This window comes from Endozoicomonas arenosclerae (assembly GCF_001562015.1).
Classification (GTDB): domain Bacteria; phylum Pseudomonadota; class Gammaproteobacteria; order Pseudomonadales; family Endozoicomonadaceae; genus Endozoicomonas_A; species Endozoicomonas_A arenosclerae.
This window is the reverse complement of record NZ_LASA01000071.1, coordinates 1-18,396: the sequence shown is the minus strand read 5'-3', so window position 1 is coordinate 18,396 and position 18,396 is coordinate 1. Positions and strand designations below refer to the sequence as shown.

Genomic DNA, 18,396 nt, shown 5'->3' with positions numbered 1-18,396 from the left:
GAGGTAATCCCTCAAAACGCAACTACTAACACCTGTTTCCCCAACAGGTTTAATACATTAAAGGGGCTCCAGCCCAGGAGAGCATCAGACTAATAGCCTTTTTGCTCTACTGCCTGTTCCATCACAGCGAGTAATAAAACTGGCATTTATTTTTTATTCACCGATATTTTCCGGCTTACCTATAAATTTGATCTTTTTACAGGAAATACATCAGCGCCCTGCGATTTAATCAGATTAAAAAGCAGCTTTAACAGACTATTATTCAATCAACACTAGGTAGAATGAACTTCGTATTGCTTACTTCCTGTAATGCTTCTTGAAAGCATACGACTGTTTCAAAATTGTGACGCAGTGTGAATTTAAATCTTTTCAATACGTAAAATCAACAATAAATATCGGTTAAATTTTAAGCACAGTAATTAAACACTGAACCAAGCTCCGGAGTAATTAGCTACGAGCCCTTTGCAGCAAGGGATACAGTCATGTTTCACACCTCCATTTATAAAGAAAAATTCGTCAAAAGATATTTTGAGTTTGTGATTCTCTTCACGAAATCTTCCAGACCAAATAAACCTTACAAAAAACCAATAAAAATAAATTTAACTTATTATGAATTTTTATTCACTTATTTAGTATATTTAGCTAATTACTGTCGTGTATGCAACTAAATCGAATTAATTGGGCCGTGACTTGATAAAATTTATGAAATAGAATTTTCGCTCTTTATTAAGCAGCGTAAATAATATACAAGAGATCAATTCAGATTGGGTTGAATATAACCTGACTATTCAACCACTGTAATTTATGGACATTATTCAACCAATAAACTTGCATTGATCACTACAAGCAGATGAGCTAATCAGCCTTGCAATCAATGCAATAGCCAAAAGCATGGACGTTAACGCTCAAATCTAATCCGATTGAGCGTCAAATCAAAAAGAGAGTGCCCGTCGCAATGAATTATAAGAAAACAGCTGGCGCCGGCCAGCCTAAACTATTCAAACGAAAAGCTTTAGCCGCTCTGATTACAGCCTCCGTAATGTTAACGGGTTGCAGCCAGCTCTCATCTGAGGCAAAGAATGTCTCCTCGTTATCATCTGCACACTCTCAGCCTCTTCCAACAGTTAATATCCCTTACAAAAAATTTGTTCTGGATAACGGGCTGACCGTTGTTGTTCACGAAGACAGAAAGGCGCCCGTTGTAGCGGTCAATGTCTGGTATAAGGTGGGCTCAAAAGATGAACCCTTTGGAAAGAGCGGCTTTGCGCATCTCTTTGAGCATTTGATGTTCAATGGTTCCGAGAACTTTAACAACGACTTCTTTGTTCCCTTTCTCAGTGCCGGTGCTACCGATATGAACGGTACCACCAACAATGACCGCACCAATTATTTCCAAACAGTGCCCACTCAAGCCCTGGATATGGCTCTTTGGATGGAATCCGATCGCATGGGTCATTTCCTTGGTGCAGTGACTCAGGAAAAGCTGGATATTCAACGGGGAGTGGTACAAAACGAAAAGCGTCAGGGGGAAAACCGACCTTATGGAAAGTCCTGGGGACAAATGGCGCAGGATACTTTCCCTGTCGGTCACCCCTACTCCTGGTCCGTGATTGGCTCAATGGAAGATCTTGATGCTGCCAGCCTTGAAGACGTCAAGGGATGGTTTAAACAATACTATGGACCGTCCAACGCGGTGATTGTGCTGGCAGGTGATATCGACGAAAAAACAGCAAAAGAAAAAGTCAGCAAATACTTTGCCGATATCCAGCCTGGACCACCACTGAGCATCCCCGGTGCCTGGATTGCCAAGCGAACAGGTGAAAAACGTCGCTTAATACAAGACCATGTCACTCAACCCAGATTAACTCTGAGCTGGAACATACCCCAGGACGGCGACAAGGAAAATATTGAGATCCAGTTGCTCGCATCTATTCTCGGTGACGGCCAGAGCTCAAGGCTCTATCAACGGCTCGTGAAGGAAGAACAACTGGTCACAGATGTTTCAGCTTCAGTCTACTCAAGACTTCTGGCTGGTCAGATTTACATCAGCGCTGATGCAAAACCGGACGCTGATCTGAACAAGATCGAAGCTATCATTCGCGAAGAATTAGACAAAACTCTTCAGGAAGGCGTAAATCAAGCAGAGCTGGATCAGGCTCGCATTCGATTTACATCCGACTTTATTCGTGAGACAGAGAGAGTGGGCGGCTTTGGTGGCAAGTCCGATATTCTGGCCTTCGGAGAGGTTTATCACAGCAACCCCGGTTTTTATAAAACATCCGCCCAGCAGTTGGCCGAAGCCACACCGGAATCCATTCAAGCGACTGGAGAAGAATGGTTAACAGACGGAGTGTATGTACAAACGGTTGTGCCCTACCTCAAGTACACAGCAGCAACAGAGGGCGCTGATAGAAGCCAGCTACCAGAAGTGGGTGAAGGAAAAAAACTGGATTTGCCGGACATTCAACGTACAGAACTGAGTAACGGACTCAAAGTGGTGCTCGCTAATCGCACCAGTACCCCCATGGTATCCATGCGTTTGCAATTTAATGGTGGATTATCCAGCCATAAGTTTTATGGCTCTGGTGTCCCCGGCTTCACTCTGGACATGCTGAAAGAAGGTAATGAAAAGCTCGACAGTGCAGCTCTACAAAGTGAGCTGGATAAACTGGGTACCACTCTGTCTACCAGCATTTCCGGGGACCATGCCTCTGTTAATGTAAGCAGTCTCTCTGCAAATCTGGCCCCCAGCCTGAACCTTCTTAATGAGATGGTCACCCAACCCGGATTTAATCAACAAGATATTAACCAGCTGCAGGAGCGAACACTCCAGCAAATAGGTCAAGAGAAAACGACGCCCACCTCGCTGCTTCAGCGAGAGCTGCCCCATGTTCTGTATAGCTCTGAGCACCCTTACGCAACACCGGCTACCGGTTCAGGGAACAGTGAGACATTAAGCAATATCAAGCGCCAGACCCTGGTCAATTACTATAACGACTGGATTCGTCCGGATAACGCCACACTGTTTCTGGTGGGGGATGTAGAGCTTGAACAGTTGCTGCCGGTTCTGGAGAACAACCTGGCTCAATGGCAGGCACCGGAGCAGGCTATCCCACAACTGCACTTCCCTGAAATAAACAAACCGGAAAAGCCCAAGGTGTACCTGATCAACCAGCCTGATGCCCAGCAGTCCACCATTGCAGTGGCACAATTGCTGCCTGCATTATCTTCAGACCAGCTGGATGAAGAGCTTTCTTTCAGCGTCTTTAATGATCTGTTGGGTGGAGAGTTCACTTCCCGAATCAATATGAACCTGCGGGAAGAGAAACGCTGGTCATATGGTGCCCGTTCCTACAGCCGCGACACCAAAGCACAAAGACCCTACCTGATCCGCACATCCGTTCAGACCGATAAAACCGGTCCCGCTCTTGAAGAAATTCGTCATGAGCTGAAAGCGGTCTTTAGCAATGAAATGGCTTCTAAGGATGAAGTGACCCGCTACAGGGACAACCGCCTCAAAGAGCAGGCCGGACGCTTTGAAACTAATGATCGACTGCTTAACGCCATCAGCCGTGTTGAAACCTATAACCTGCCTGAAAACTACCTGGAACAGTACGCCGACCTTCTCAAGGGAGTCGATACTGAATCCGTTCGAGAGGCCGGAGACAAGCGATTAGATCCTGAAACCATGATCTGGATGGTGGTAGGAGATCTTGAAAAAATCGAGAAAGAAGTACGAGAACTGGGACTGGGTGAAGTAGAAATACTGCAACCCAAGGGCTAAGTATTCAAAAGCGACTTTAGACGTCTAAAGTCGCTTTTGCTTTTCCAGCCATACTTCGTCAAAAATTGAAGAGTAATGTAATCTTCATGATGACGTTTCCTTGACAAATAAGTAGAATCCGAGATCAAGGCAACTGGGCAGACATTACCCGACTCTTTACAAAAAGAGACTGCACACAAAGGACATGCTTCAGTAACCCTGAGGCACCAGTTATGAAAAGCTCATGGCTGCAAACAATAATTAAAATAACGGGAATGAAGTTATTATGAACCGAAAAGCAACCAGGTATCTGGCTGCCACACTGACAGCGGCTACCCTGCTGACGGGCTGCTCAGGCCCCTGGAATGACCCCAACCCACCTTCAGATCCTGAGCTGAACACTTACTTCGGCAGTTTTATCACTCGTCCCAAACACCTTGACCCTGTTCGATCCTATAGCTCAGAAGAAGGATTGATCCTGGATCAAATTTACGAACCACCGTTGCAGTATCATTTTCTGAAACGCCCATATGAACTGGAACCGGCTACCGCTGAAAAACTTCCTGAGATCACTTTTCTTAATGATCAGCTGGAACCTGCTGCAGAAAATGAAGAACCAGCTTTCAGTCTGATCACCATAAAGCTCAAGCCCGGTACGCTCTATCAGCCTCACCCTGCTTTTGCCAAAGACCAGGAAGGCAACCCACTTTATATTTTCAGTACCCCGGAAGAAAGTGCACCTTACACACTTCTACAAGATTTTCCCGAAAAGGCTACACGTCTTTTGACGTCTGATGATTATATTTATCAGATCAAGCGCATGGGTGACCCCGTCAACAAGTCTCCACTGATCGGGCTCATGTCAGACTACATCGTGGGTATGAAAGAGTTTGGTAAAAAAGTCAAAGACGCCCGACAAGACGAACAATGGCTTGATCTGCGTGACTTTGACATGGAAGGTCTTCAGAAAATTGATGACCTGACCTTCACCATCCGCATTAAAGGTTCATACCCCCAGTTTCAATACTGGTTGGCCATGCGATTCTTCGCCCCCATTCCTTTTGAAGCCGATCGTTTTTACCACAATCCCGGCTTCGAGAAGAAAAATCTGACAATGGACTGGAACCCGATTGGTACCGGGCCATTCATGATGACCCGTAATACGCCCAACCGTGAAATCATTCTGGAGAAAAACCCGAATTACCGGGACGATTTTTACCCGACTGAAGGCACTGAGAGCGACGCCAAAAAAGGCTACCTTGCCGATGCTGGCAAGAGACTTCCCTTCATTGATAAAGCCATTTTCCGCTTTGAAAAAGCAACCACCTCACAATGGAGCAAGTTCACCCAAGGCTATTACGACCGCTCCGGTGATGGCAGTTCAAATATTAACACTGCCACATTTGACCAGGCGTTCACGGTTGGACCGGATGGTATTGAGCTGACTGAAAAGCTGGAACAGATAGATGTCGTTGTTGACGAAGAAAACCGCCCCTCAATTTTCTACACAGGCTTCAACATGCTTGACCCTGTAGTGGGCGGTTATACCGAAGATAAACGAAAACTCCGTCAAGCCATCAGCATCGCCTTTAATGATCAGGAATATATCGACATTTTCAGAAATGGTATCGGACAGATTGCACATGGCCCTATTCCACCAGGACTTTATGGCTATCAGTCTGGCCAGGAAGGTATGAACGCTTACCTGTTCAGCTGGGATGAGAAAACCCAAAGTGCTGTTCGAAAGCCCATTGACTACGCAAAACAACTGTTAACTGAAGCGGGCTATCCCAACGGGCGCAATGCTGAAACCGGAAAGCCTTTAATTCTATATATGGACACGACTGCAAAGGATAATAGTCCTACTGCAGACTGGTATAAAAAACAGTTTGCCAAGCTCAATATTCAACTGGAATTCCGCACAACAGACTACCCTCGCTTCAAAGAAAAAATGCGTCAGGGAAATACCCAGATTTTCCGCTGGGGTTGGTTGGCAGATTATCCTGACCCAGAAAACTTCCTGTTCCTTCTGGACAGTCGTCAGGGACTGGTTAAGTGCGAATGTAACGGCAGTAACAGCAGCAACTATGACAACCCTGAGTTTGACCGTCTCTACGATATAGTGAAGGCCTTACCCAATGGCCCTGAGCGCTTGGCTGCCATCAACCAGATGGTGGAAATCGTTCAAAAAGACAGCCCCTGGATTTGGGGCATGAACGACAAAGACTACTTTCTTTCCAATCAGTGGGTCTTTAACACTAAACGACACGGTATCAGCCAGGGAACTCTGAAATACGTTCGTATTGATCAGAACATCAGGGAAGAAAAACAGGTCGCCTGGAACTCGCCCAATGTAGTGCCATTACTGGGCAGTATTGGTTTACTGCTGGCTCTGATTATTCCCGGAATAGGCGCCTACCGTCGCAGGCAAAAACTGACCATCGAAACAGAATAATTATAAGAACTATGTCGGACGGGCACTGCGATCCAGTGTCCGACTCCAGAGATTTCAGGGTTACAAAAATATGCTTGTATACATACTAAGAAGACTCTTTTACGCACTGCCGATCCTTATCGGTGTCAACGTGCTGACCTTTCTGCTCTTTTTCGTGGTGAACACTCCGGAAGATATGGCCAGAGCCCACCTGGGTGATAAATACGTGACTGAGGACGCCATCAGTAACTGGATTGAAGAAAAAGGCTACGATGATCCTCTTTTCTACAATAGTGAATCAGAAGGATTGAACTCATTCTCTGAGACTATCTTTTTCAACAAGTCACTCAAACTCTTTGCTTTTGATTTTGGGCGTTCAGACGAAGGCAGAGACATCAGCTCAGATATATCTGACCGAATGGGCCCCAGTCTGGCCCTCGCGCTGCCCACTTTTGTTGTGGGTATATGGGTTAATATCTGTGTAGCCCTTATGGTGCTTATGTTCCGGGGTAGCCGCCTTGATCGTTTTGCGGTTTCGGTCTTTGTAACCCTGATGTCCATATCCTATCTCTTCTACATTATTGTCGGGCAGTACTCGATCGCAAAACTCTCCAAGCTAGTACCGGTCTCCGGATTCAATGATGGCCTTGACGGCTGGCGGTTCCTGATACTTCCGGTGATTATTGGTATTTTGGCCGGTATTGGGGCCGGAGCCCGCTGGTACCGAACCCTGTTTATCGATGTTTCTGGTCAGGACTTCTCCCGAACAGCCAGAGCCAAAGGTGTGAGTGAGGCAGGCGTACTGTTCCGTCATATTCTGCCCAACGCCATGCTGCCTATCCTGACAGGCGTCGTTGTCGTTATCCCAACCTTGTTCATGGGCAGCCTGGTTATGGAATCTTTCTTCAGTATTCCAGGCCTGGGTAGCTACATGCTGGATGCCATCCGCGCACAGGACTTTGCCATCGTGCGTGCCATGGTTTTCCTGGGATCAGTGCTCTATATCACCGGCCTGATCATGACTGACATTTCATACACCTGGGCTGACCCCCGGGTAAGACTGAACTAGGGAGGGGCTTGAAATGGATTTAGCGTTTAAACCCGTTGTCCTCTGGACCGATGTACTGATCTTTATTCTGGTCGGACTGGTGTCGTTTTTTATCTACACCCTTCGACGCAACCCTGAAAACAGAGCCCGCTGGCGTGAAGTATTTTCTACCAAGCTGGGGATGAGCACCTTCGTCATTATCATGGCGTACGTCAGTGTTGCCCTTCTGGACTCCCTGCATTTTCGGAGCGAACTGCCTCCTGCAGAAGGACAGGATTCTGAACAGGTTTACTACAGTAACACCGTCAACAGTGTTCTGGATTTGATGCTGGGCGAAATGGGTGAGCGTCAGGAAAGAACCTACTCTTCTCCCTTCTCTCTGAAATCCTGGAACCGGGAAAACATTAAGACAGAAACCGGTGAAACGGTTCGTGACTACCCTGAATTGACTTACGGTGGTCAGCACCTGGAAAGCCCTGACGATAAAGCTCTGGATATTGTATTTCAGTCTTTCAAGGGCCTTCTGCTGGGACTCGCCCTTGCCAGTATATTAATTGGAATTCATTGGCTAATACTCAAACGCAGCCAGTCCGATCAACCCGCTCTACCCTGGTCTTCCGCCTGGCTGACTTTTGCCGTCATCATGGCCATCTTCGGCTGGCTTGTCACCATGGGTAACCTCTACCATGTTCTGGGCACCGACCAGGCCGGTAACGATACACTCTACGAAAGCCTGAAAGGCATTCGTACCGGTGTACTGATCGGCACTCTGGCGACACTGATCACCATGCCCATTGCTATCTCTCTGGGAATAATGGCCGGTTATTTCCGAGGCTGGGTGGACGACGCCGTTCAGTATATCTACACCACCCTGATCTCGATTCCCGGTCTGCTATTGATAGCAGCCTCTGTTCTGTTATTCCAGGTCTGGATCAACAACAACCCTTCCTACTTTGAAGTAGGGTTGGAAAAAGCCGACGCCAAGTTCCTGGCTCTCTGCTTTATTCTGGGTATCACCAGCTGGACCACTCTATGTCGTCTACTCAGGGCTGAAACCCTGAAAATCAGTCAACTCGATTATGTTCAGGCTGCTCATGCCTTTGGCGTAAGTCACCTGCAAATCATCTGGCGCCATATTCTGCCTAACCTGAGCCACATCATCCTGATCTCCTTTGTACTGGACTTCAGTGGACTGGTTCTGGCCGAAGCGGTTCTTTCCTACATTGGTGTAGGCGTTGATCCGGCCATGGCCAGCTGGGGCAACATGATCAACCTCGCCAGTACCGAATTGTCTCGTGAACCCTCCATCTGGTGGAATCTGGCTGGTGCATTTGTCTTGATGTTTACCCTGGTTCTCTCGGTCAACCTTTTCTCTGATCTGGTCAACGACGCCTTTGACCCAAAAACCAAGTTGGAGACTGCCTGATATGAGCATTGCAGAAGCCGTAAGGGAGACCGAAGCCAAAACTGTTCAAAGCACAGAGCTGGCTCTTCAGGTATCCAACCTTAATGTTGTTCTCAGACATCAGCCCGATACCCGTATCCTGAAAGACGTCAGTTTTCAGTTGAACAAGGGCGAAGTCTTTGCCCTGGTGGGAGAATCAGGCAGTGGTAAATCCATGACGTCACTGTCAATCATGCGTCTGTTGCCTGATGCCCTGAAAATCACACGTGGAAAAATCCAGCAAGGCGATACCAATATTTTTGCCCTGACTGAACAGGAAATGGGCAGTATCCGTGGTAAAAAAATTGCCATGATTTTTCAGGATGCCCTGACCTCCCTGAACCCTGTTCAGAAAGTTGGGGACCAGATTGCTGAAACACTGAAAATCCACACAAACCTGACAGGCAGTAACATCAGAAAGCGGGCTATTCAGCTGTTTGAGGAAGTGGGCCTCCCTGATCCGGATAAACGCGTTGACTGGTATCCACATCAGATGTCCGGTGGCCAGCAGCAGCGAGTCATGATCGCTATGGCTCTGGCCTGTGAACCTGATATTCTGCTGGCCGATGAACCGACAACAGCATTGGATGTAACTATCCAGAAGCAGATTCTGGAACTGGTTAAAGAGCTGACCGTCAGCCGTGATCTTGCTGTACTGCTAATCACTCATGATATGGGTGTTGTGCGTGAAACTGCAGACCGTGTCGGCGTTATGTACAAAGGTGAAATCATTGAAGAAGGCACCTGCGATGCCTTCTTTGAGAATCCCAGGGAAGAGTACAGTCGTCGTTTGATCAACAGTTTGCCGGATATGGACTCTTACCGTCCGGCAGCCGATCCTGCGCCTTTGCTCAAAGTCGACAATCTGGAAGTGCACTTCCCGATCCGTAAAGGTCTGCTGCAACGAGTGCATGATTACACCAAAGCGGTGAACGGCATAAGTTTCTCTATTGCCAAGGGAGAAACACTGGCTCTGGTTGGAGAGTCGGGTTGTGGCAAGTCCACTACAGGCCGTGCCATTCTGAATCTGGAAAAAGCTACCGGAGGCGAGATCTGGTACAACAACCAGAAAGTGAATGCATTCTCCCGCAAAGAAATGCTACCTCTTCGCAAGAAGATCCAGGTTATTTTCCAAAGCCCCTACTCTTCCATGAACCCCCGTATGACGGTGGGTGACATTATTGAAGAAGGGATGGTGAGCCTGCAGATGGGTCTGAGTAAAGCAGAAAGGGAACAACGAGTGGAATCCCTGCTGAAAAGAGTTCAGTTGGAACCCGAACATCGCTATCGCTACCCCCACGAGTTTTCAGGAGGACAACGTCAGCGCATTGCGATAGCTCGTGCTTTGGCAGTTGAACCTGACCTGATCATTTGTGATGAGCCGACCAGTGCGCTCGACGTATCCATTCGTGCAGAAGTCATGGAACTGTTGCTGGAACTGCAAAGGGAACTACAGGTTTCCTATCTGTTCATTACTCACGACCTTTCAATCATTCCACATCTGGCTCACCGTGTAGCCGTAATGCAAGGCGGCAAGATTGTTGAACAGGGTCATACAGAAGACGTGTTGACCAACCCTCAGCATGATTACACTCGTAAGCTTTTGAGTGCTGTTCCGAAGGTTCATTAATCTCTCGTCATATTGCCTCCTGCACTAGTGGGAGGCATATCTCCAAACTATCTAGCGCTGCCAAGCATTAATGCTTATACATACTCCCTTCATCCAGAACTTGCGAAGAATTGGTAATGCACTTCGACAGGCTCAGTGCGAACGGTATGGGATTTAGTGCTCATACATACCCCGTTCATCCTGAGCTTGTCGAAGGATGCTGGTAATGCACTTCGACAGGTTCAGTGCGAGCGGTATGGGATTTATCGTTTGGCTGCACTATTGGCACACCCAACTTCTGCAATAAAATTTCAGACAAACCGATTAAGTATCAAAACCGTATCATCTGTCGATGATCTATCAGCACTCAGTAAAGCTTTCATTAGCTGAGAAGACAAATTAGCCGCTCTTTCCTGCTGTTGAAGATAATGGAGTTGTAGCCTTCCTTTATAAGGTTTCAACACTTCAGCGTCATGATAATCATCCAGTAAAGGCATCATGGCAATCATGCCCCAGGGCTGTATGCCATTCTCTCTCATAAACTCAAGGTATTGTCTGGCCTCATCGTCCTGACCCTCTATCAACGCCCATGCCAGAGCCGCCACCATAAACTCCGGGCTTCTCCAGCCTTTTGCCCAGTTACTTTCTATAGCCTTACGTGCCGAATTCAGATGCTGGGTGCGGGTGGCGTAATCACCCAGTTTTTCCATAGCCCGTGCCTGGTAGAGATAACCGGTGATAACGGGCTGAGGATCTTTAAGGCATTGAATCGGAGTATTCTGAACAACAGCAGCAAAGCTTCTTTCCACCTTCAACCAATCTTTATTGAGCCAGTGTTCATGGGATGCCAGTAGATCGTACGTGTAACCTTTGCACCAGTTCTTATCGATTTGCTCACGCTGAATACTGGCCAGAGTCATTTTCAGGCTGGCTGCATTGCGTTCACGCAAATCCAATAAGGTACGTAGCACGAAATCCTGCCATAAGTCTGAACGCTTTTCTGAGTTTCTGACCAGATCTTTGACCACATCAATTTGATTCAGATAAATCAGTGAGTGCATGGCCTTATGCTCCAGACCACTTAAATTTTTTCCCTGTTCCTGCAGCATACTGATGCGGTCCAATGCCCGGTCATAATACCCAGCCGCAACAGCCTGCTTTATGGGCAGCTGCATAAACTCATCAGAATCCAGAGCAAACTTCTCAGCTAGAAGACGGGCTTCCTGAGCTTTACCCACCAATGTTAATCCAGACAAGTAATTCAGCCTTACCGAGGTATGCAGAGGATCCAGGTTGTAAGCACTGCTATAGGACTCATAAGCTTTTCGAGCCATGCCCTGACCCAAATAAGCATTACCCAGCCACATATGAGCCATGGAAAAATCCGGCTTCAGGCGAACCGCCATTTTAAGGGAAGATATTGCCTCATCCAGCCTGTCTGACTCCGATAGAAACACGCCTCTGGCAGCATGGGCTTCTGCCAGCTCAGGTGCCAGCTTTACTGCTTGAGCTGAACTTCGGTCAGCTTCTGCCAGTAATTCAGCCCTTTCACCAAAGCCATAAAAGGTTTTCAACACCAATGTATCCGCTAACCCTGCCCAGGCCTGGGCATAGCTTTCATCCAGAACAATGGCTCTATTAAAATAATTAACCGCTTTATTAAGAGAAGATTCGGTTCTCACTCGCCAGAAGTTTCTACCCAGAAGGTATTGTTCATAGGCTTCATAACTGCTTGTGCCTTCAAACTCCTCTTCGCCCGGTTTCAACACACCTTTTTGTATAGCTATTTTTCGACCCAGCTCTTGTTGAACCTGCTGACCTACATCAACAGCCAGATCCACCACTTCAAGCAGAGCTTCCTCATTTGAACTATCCCCTCCCACTTCCACTGCTTCATCCATCTCTATCTGCACTTTGGCAAAAGGACGATCAGGGTCTCTGATCAGGCCTGCATACACCAGAACCATAAAGATGATGAGCATTAGAGTGACAAAGGAATATTTGAACACTTTCACCAATGCACTGATCATGGATTGCAACAAACCAAAAAAGTCCATGATCAATCTCACAGGCCATGGCGCATCACGATTGGGGGAAGTTGCTGTTGAAGGAGGGTGATCAGGAATTTTTTCAGCAGCTGAGTCTGCTTCTAATTCAGGTAATGGGTCTTTTTCTGAGTCCGCCGTAGACTGCACATCATGGCCTAGAGCTTCCACATCCGCCACCAGCATATAGCCCCTTCTCGGGACAGTACGAATGTAGCGACGCTCTCGGGAAGTATCACCCAGCAGAGTTCTCAGTTCTGAAATACAACGGGTAAGCACTTCATCGGAAACAACAAGATCCTGCCAGACCTCAGCCAGGAGTTCATCACGACTGACGACATTGCCCTGATGATTGGCCAGTACCTGCAGCACATCCACCAGCTTGGGCTCGGCATGCCTTTTGATACCGCCATTGATAAAAATCCCTGTCTCCGGGTGAACCGTCCATTCACCCAACCTGAAGCCCTGCTTCCAGTCCATTGAATCCTCTTTGCAATGACAACAGCTGTGAGCTCGAAAATACAACTATGAGCAGAGGTAAAAGATTATCTCAAAGATGTCACAAACTTATTTACTGCAAATGCACGATTTTTGATTTTTTATTCAGCTATTTTTGATGCTACACCACTTTTTGTCATATCCGAAGCTTTTCCGAAGGTTTTCAAAACCACTGGAAAACCTTTGCCAAAACGACCAAACCCTCCCTTTTTATTTTTAAGGATAAACGGACCCTTTCTTCAGGATAAACGGACTAACGAAATCCAGACTGTCGTCGAAAAGCTTAGAACCGGAATTCAACAGTCATGGAAAGAAGAACCTGGATGTTCATCATTACAACAGCATTCGCATTGATGGTTTCAACAGCCGTCAAGGCAATGGATCAAATCAATACTTCGTCGGTCGAAGCACCCGCTAAATGGGAATTCGATCCGCAACAACAGGGCAATAAAGAAAAAGGGGATTACTGGATCAGTCCAGCGTTCTCTACAGAAGTAGAGGCCGTTGCCAGCGCCTGCAATATTTACAACCCCACTTCCATTGAGAAAGACCGTGAATACATTGGTGCAGTGTTAAAGCATAAAACCAACAACAGTTACCATTATACGGTCGCGGCAGGTGAATCAGGGGAAGACCGAATCAATGCAGAGATTGTGTTCCCGAAAGAATATGAAGTCATAGCTTTCTGGCACACCCATGGTGCAGGGAAAGGCTCCAGACACTATTTCTCAAGATACGATACGGCACTGGTGCAACAATGGAACAAGCCTTTTTACTTGTCAGACAGTTCTGGTTACCTGAAAGTATTTCAACCCGGTGACAGGATTTTGAGTTCCTATCAGGCTCGCAAGATTGGCTTAGGGTCAGCCAAGGGCAGTGCCAGAGGCAAGAAAGTCAAAGATGGAGCCGGTGAGCATGTAAGAATCAGTACTGAGTAGTTTCCAGAGATTTAAATCAATCTCAGTTTACTGAACACCCAATCCACCCGTTCCTGTGTTTTTAATTTCTGTCTGAGCACTTTCAATTGTTCACAGGCTTCAGAAATTTTCATTCTTTTTTCCGGGTCAAACTCTGTCAGGCCGACAATGATATCCAACAGTTTGTCATGTTCAAAAAATCTTTGTGCAAAATGCTTCCTGATGAACCGTTTTTTCTCTTCACCGCTAGCTCCACCAAAATCGAGCACTCTCTGGTATGTCTCAAAGTTGTTTCCTGGTTGCTCAACAAGGTCACCGGTCTCCATAGAGAATTGATCAGGAGTTTTACCCGTTGCCATTTCAAGCAATACGATCCCCAACGACCAGGCATCAGATTCAAAACTGTGTGAATGCTCCCCGATAATAACTTCAGGAGCCACAAATTCTGGAGTGCCACAGAATGAGAAAGTTTTTTCTCCAGGCTGTAACTGCTTGCTGAATCCAAGATCTACCAGCTTAACCTCACGGTCACCACGTCTGATCATGATATTTTCTGGCTTCAGGTCTCTATAAACGACACCATTGGCATGCAGGTATTCCAGGGCTTCACAAACGGGAAGGCCTAACTTAATAGCCATCTCAGGCATAAATAAAATATCGGGAACAGGCTCAATTCCCAACTCCGGCACCCCTGTTGAGGCTACTTTAAGCTCAACCCCATCGATACACTCATTGATGACAGCCTTCACCTTGTATTGTGATCTTGATTCAGGGCTCACCTGCTCAGGGTGATTTATAAGGGAATATTGACCGCTCCCTGTATCCTGAACTAACAGAGCATAGGTTTTCACCAGATTAGGGTGCTGGTTCAACTGCAAGCCATTAATCTCCCCCTTTTCCAATCCAAACCACTTTTCTCTGTCCGCAAGCATGTCAGAGCTTTGCCCCGGCTCAGCGTCTTTAATCCACTTGATAACAAAAGGCTCGCCTTCCCTGCAGGTAAATTTCTGAACACGAGAAAAGTTACCCTGGCCCAGCTCAACCCCTTGCTGCTCGGGCATGTCCAACAGCTTTGTCATGGATTCTCTGGGGTCGTTGGCTGAAACAGGTTCCGCCCAGCTTTTCTTAAGATACAAAGGGCTTCCTTTCACCGTAAAAGCTTTATAAAGCCCGATAGCCTGATTGGAGACCAGATAACCCAGAGCGCCTCCCATCACACTGCCTCGGCCTTCCTGCATCAAAGCGCCTACCGCCATACCCAGAAAAGTACCGGCTGCCACGGCTCCTTTCTCTGAGGTGGAATAAGGTTGTTGAGGATTAGAACCCGTGGGTTGAGTGGATAGACCAGAGCTGTAGGCCATAATATGCATCCTTAAAATCAATGAATGCTTTATTAGGCAATGTTCAGGTCACAAAATTCATAACAGATGGGTCAGAATGGATAACGAAGCAGAGAGCTCTATATAGAAGGAAGATAGAACGAAAAAAGCCCACTTCATCCGAAGTGGGCTTTCTCGATATGGCGCGCTCGGGAGGATTCGAACCTCCGACCGCCTGGTTCGTAGCCAGGTACTCTATCCAGCTGAGCTACGAGCGCGTTTCTAACTTTTTAACTCTTTAAAAGAGATGGCGGTGGGTGGGGAACCGCCTGCACATTTTTCTGATAAAACCAGACTTTGTACTTTAGTAACAGCCACTTTATGAGAAGGCGCTATAGGCTTACAAAGCTATAACACCTTCTATTCTTAGCACTTTTAACAACTGAACAAGAAATCAATCTCCTATATCAAGAAACAGGGATATTCTCTTCCAGAAGCACCACCTGCTCACTGTCTCTCAAACGGCTGGCACCTCTTACCACGATTCGATCACCCTGCTGGATATCTCCTTTTACAGACACCGTATCATCATCACCAAAAAGTACTTCTACAGAGACTCTTTTGACGGTCAGCCCCCCTTCAGGACTCTCCAGAATCTTGAAAACCGCACTGCCAACAGCACTTAAAATAACTGCGTCTCTTGGCACCACCTTTACTTGAGCAGGTGCACTCATGGGGATAGCGACTTTAACCGGTGAACCCGGTAACCAGTGATCACTTTCTGGATCAAGCCTGACTTCTACCAGACGGGACTGTGCATCAGCTCTGGCTCCCCGCTGAAAGACTTCAGCCTGCTGCTGCTGTTCATCCATTTGAATATTCAAACGACTACTACTGCCCAATGTTGCTGCCAACTCAATAGGAATCTGAACCCGGATATCCAGAGCATCAGGATTCACCAGTTGAAGGACAGGGCTACCAGAACTGATATGTTCGTTAGGCTGCTTGGAGCGTTGATTCACAACACCGGCAAAAGGCGCCTTGATAACCGTTCTGGACAGCTGATCCTGAATAATTTCGAGATTCACCTGCTCATAATCCACGTCCAAGCGGGCAAGATCATAATCGTGCCTGGCTTTATCCAGCTCTGTTCTGGAAATCCCCCGTTTCTTATGCAGTGCCTCCAATCTGTCCAGCTCATTTTTCAGATACTTGAGTTTGCTTTTCGCTTTCCCTAATACCACTTCACTGGTTTTCAGCTGAAGCTGTAACTGACGATCATCAATTCGGGCGACAACATCCCCTTCTTCCACCTGCTGACCAAAATCAGCAAGCCAGGTAATACGACCACTGATTTCAGCACTCAACTCAGCTTTTTGCTGACTGGCCACAGAACCATTGAACCAGCTGACCGGTGCTTTCAGTTCTTCTTCCACTTCAGCAAATGAGACCGTACTGGCAGCCATTACAGCCACTGAAGTTATACTCAATAAACAGGCCAGACCTAACTGCTTAAGCCACCTTGCTTCTGTAAACACGTTGATATCCCTTTTCCTCTGATTTTTATTCTGGTCGTTGATCAAACAGCAACAACCTTTTCTTCCTCTGCCTTCCTGCCAAATTCCATTCTCAGCAATGCAGGCAGCAGTAATAATGTGAACAATGCACTCATGCTCATGCCTCCCACGATGACCGCAGCCAATCCACGGTAGATCTCACTGCCGGTGGTGGGACTGAGCAGCAATGGCAACATGCCAAAAATACTGGTCAGTGTCGTCATGAAGATGGGCCTCATTCGGGTCAGCAAAGCCTGATGAACCGCTTCTGTTCGATTCACTCCCTGACGCTCCAAGGTTCTGGATTGATGCACCAGCAAAATCGCATTGTTCACCACCAGCCCCAGCAGAATGATAAAGCCCACCATAGTCAGCAGATCCATGGGCTGTGAGGTCACCAGATTCAACAAATGAATGGCCAGCACACCCCCGACAGTGGCTAATGGCAATGTCAGGATAACCATCAGAGCATCTTTCACTGAACGAAACAGCCCCCACAGCAAAATCAGCAGGATCAGCAGCGCAAACCCAAAAATGTTGAGCAAATTGCCAATGGCCTGTTTCAGACTGTCGGCGTTTCCTGCCACCTTGATCTGCCCATCAGTGGGCATCATCGGTTTAATGGTGGGCAAAATTTCGCTTTCTACCTTAAGGAGAGTTTCCTCCAGCGTCATACCTTCCGGCGGTCTGATAGAAAGAACGAGCGCTCTTCGCTGATCAATTCTGAAGATAGTGGCTGGGCCTAGCAGACCTTCGACTTCAATTAATTCTCCCAGAGGAACAACGGAACCCGAGGGGGTCATCAGCGGGGTAGAACGAAGCACTTCAGGAGAATGGATATCCTTACCTTTCAAAATGATATCCATCCGCTCTTCACCGTCAAAATACTCACCCAGCTGAACACCTTCACCCAGGCTTCTAACGACCATTGGCAGGTTAGAGCGATACCAGCCCACTTCAGCCAAACGACGATCGTCTGGTGTTAGACGCAACTCCGGTGCCGTAAAGTCCAACCCTGGCATCGGCCGAACTCGTGCTCCCGGAAGCTTCTCCGTAATGACAGGCATGGCTTGTGCAGCAGCTTCATAGAGTCCAGGTAAATCAGTGGACAGAAGCGCAAGATTAACGCCATTGCCGTTACCAAAGCCGCCAAACAGGTTACCCTGCCCACCAAAAGCTCTTGTGTCAGGAATGCCCTGTACAATCTCATCCATCACCAGGCGTTCCAGCATTTTGACGTTTTCCTGGTCTTTAGCCCTGACACCCATCGAAGCCCCGCCGGGCCAGAGAATGAAATAATAGTTTTTGAGAGCCGGTTCTTTCTCCCCTTTCATATAGGGAGCCAGTCGTTCAACCAGGGTGGGCATAATCTCGGTTTTCACCGCTTCCACACTGGTGCCCGGAGTAAAACTAAACCAGACATCAATGGCATCCCGCTTCACTTCAGGCAGATAATCCATTCTCGGCATGGCTACTTCCGTCAAAACAACCGGGAAGCCCATCAGAAGGACAATAATAGCCAGACGACAGCGGACAGTGGCTGTCAGTTTCATAATCAAGGCTGACAGCTTTTCCCAGATAGACTGAAAATTGTCCGTCAATTTCTGCTCTGGTAGCCAGGCTGCTGCCGCAGCAGGCAAAACCGTCATAGCCACAATGAGAGACATGGCTACGGAAGCTGCAATAGTAAGAGCAAGGTCAGAGAACAGTTGGCCTTCCACATCATTCAGCAATAAAACCGGAAGAAATATCGCTACTGTCGT

At 47.3% G+C, this 18,396-nt stretch carries 10 protein-coding genes and 1 tRNA gene; 6 read left to right on the top strand and 5 right to left on the bottom strand.

Translation table 11 applies throughout. The features are described from left to right. The first annotated feature begins 955 nt into the window (after positions 1–955). From WG89_RS10705 to WG89_RS10685, 5 genes are all read left to right on the top strand, one after another. Positions 956–3,784, top strand: a complete 2,829-nt coding sequence (locus tag WG89_RS10705) for a M16 family metallopeptidase (protein ID WP_062265453.1) — start codon at positions 956–958, stop codon at positions 3,782–3,784. A gap of 265 nt (positions 3,785–4,049) precedes the next feature. Continuing rightward, positions 4,050–6,218: an ABC transporter substrate-binding protein gene (locus WG89_RS10700; protein ID WP_062265451.1), complete on the top strand. Its 2,169-nt coding sequence runs from the start codon at positions 4,050–4,052 to the stop codon at positions 6,216–6,218. 70 nt (positions 6,219–6,288) lie between these two features. Then, entirely contained in the window at positions 6,289–7,266 is a 978-nt protein-coding gene (locus WG89_RS10695; RefSeq protein ID WP_062265448.1) for an ABC transporter permease, read from the top strand. A gap of 13 nt (positions 7,267–7,279) precedes the next feature. Further along, the gene (locus WG89_RS10690) at positions 7,280–8,671 is read left to right on the top strand and encodes an ABC transporter permease (RefSeq protein WP_062265444.1); all 1,392 of its coding nucleotides are present in this window, start codon (positions 7,280–7,282) and stop codon (positions 8,669–8,671) included. Between the two features lies 1 nt (position 8,672). Beyond that, positions 8,673–10,319: an ABC transporter ATP-binding protein gene (locus tag WG89_RS10685; protein ID WP_062265441.1), complete on the top strand. Its 1,647-nt coding sequence runs from the start codon at positions 8,673–8,675 to the stop codon at positions 10,317–10,319. A 290-nt stretch (positions 10,320–10,609) separates the two neighbouring features. On the opposite strand, the gene WG89_RS10680 is transcribed toward WG89_RS10685, so the two are convergent. Then, positions 10,610–12,823 (bottom strand): winged helix-turn-helix domain-containing protein, encoded by a 2,214-nt coding sequence (locus WG89_RS10680; RefSeq protein ID WP_062265438.1) that lies wholly within the window; start codon positions 12,821–12,823, stop codon positions 10,610–10,612. A 323-nt stretch (positions 12,824–13,146) separates the two neighbouring features. Here WG89_RS10680 and WG89_RS10675 point away from each other — a divergent pair, with 323 nt between their 5' ends. Beyond that, the gene (locus WG89_RS10675) at positions 13,147–13,779 is read left to right on the top strand and encodes a DUF4329 domain-containing protein (RefSeq protein ID WP_062265435.1); all 633 of its coding nucleotides are present in this window, start codon (positions 13,147–13,149) and stop codon (positions 13,777–13,779) included. Between the two features lie 11 nt (positions 13,780–13,790). Here WG89_RS10675 and WG89_RS10670 read toward each other — a convergent pair whose 3' ends face one another. The 4 genes from WG89_RS10670 to WG89_RS10655 all read right to left on the bottom strand — a co-directional run. Further along, positions 13,791–15,119, bottom strand: a complete 1,329-nt coding sequence (locus WG89_RS10670; protein WP_062265432.1) for a protein kinase domain-containing protein — start codon at positions 15,117–15,119, stop codon at positions 13,791–13,793. 159 nt (positions 15,120–15,278) lie between these two features. Then, positions 15,279–15,355: transfer RNA gene (locus tag WG89_RS10665), tRNA-Arg, on the bottom strand. A gap of 189 nt (positions 15,356–15,544) precedes the next feature. Next, positions 15,545–16,567: an efflux RND transporter periplasmic adaptor subunit gene (locus tag WG89_RS10660; protein WP_172806780.1), complete on the bottom strand. Its 1,023-nt coding sequence runs from the start codon at positions 16,565–16,567 to the stop codon at positions 15,545–15,547. An 89-nt stretch (positions 16,568–16,656) separates the two neighbouring features. Beyond that, positions 16,657–18,396: efflux RND transporter permease subunit (locus WG89_RS10655; protein ID WP_153301526.1), on the bottom strand; the 1,740-nt coding region annotated here is incomplete at its 5' end.

What these genes read in the sequence shown, in the direction of transcription:
- WG89_RS10670 (WP_062265432.1), bottom strand. Translation starts at nt 15,119, where the DNA reads ATGGCCTACAGCTCTGGTCTATCCACTCAACCCACGGGTTCTAATCCT.
- WG89_RS10700 (WP_062265451.1), top strand. Translation starts at nt 4,050, where the DNA reads ATGAACCGAAAAGCAACCAGGTATCTGGCTGCCACACTGACAGCGGCT.
- WG89_RS10695 (WP_062265448.1), top strand. Translation starts at nt 6,289, where the DNA reads ATGCTTGTATACATACTAAGAAGACTCTTTTACGCACTGCCGATCCTT.
- WG89_RS10690 (WP_062265444.1), top strand. Translation starts at nt 7,280, where the DNA reads ATGGATTTAGCGTTTAAACCCGTTGTCCTCTGGACCGATGTACTGATC.
- WG89_RS10675 (WP_062265435.1), top strand. Translation starts at nt 13,147, where the DNA reads ATGGAAAGAAGAACCTGGATGTTCATCATTACAACAGCATTCGCATTG.
- WG89_RS10685 (WP_062265441.1), top strand. Translation starts at nt 8,673, where the DNA reads ATGAGCATTGCAGAAGCCGTAAGGGAGACCGAAGCCAAAACTGTTCAA.
- WG89_RS10680 (WP_062265438.1), bottom strand. Translation starts at nt 12,823, where the DNA reads ATGGACTGGAAGCAGGGCTTCAGGTTGGGTGAATGGACGGTTCACCCG.
- WG89_RS10705 (WP_062265453.1), top strand. Translation starts at nt 956, where the DNA reads ATGAATTATAAGAAAACAGCTGGCGCCGGCCAGCCTAAACTATTCAAA.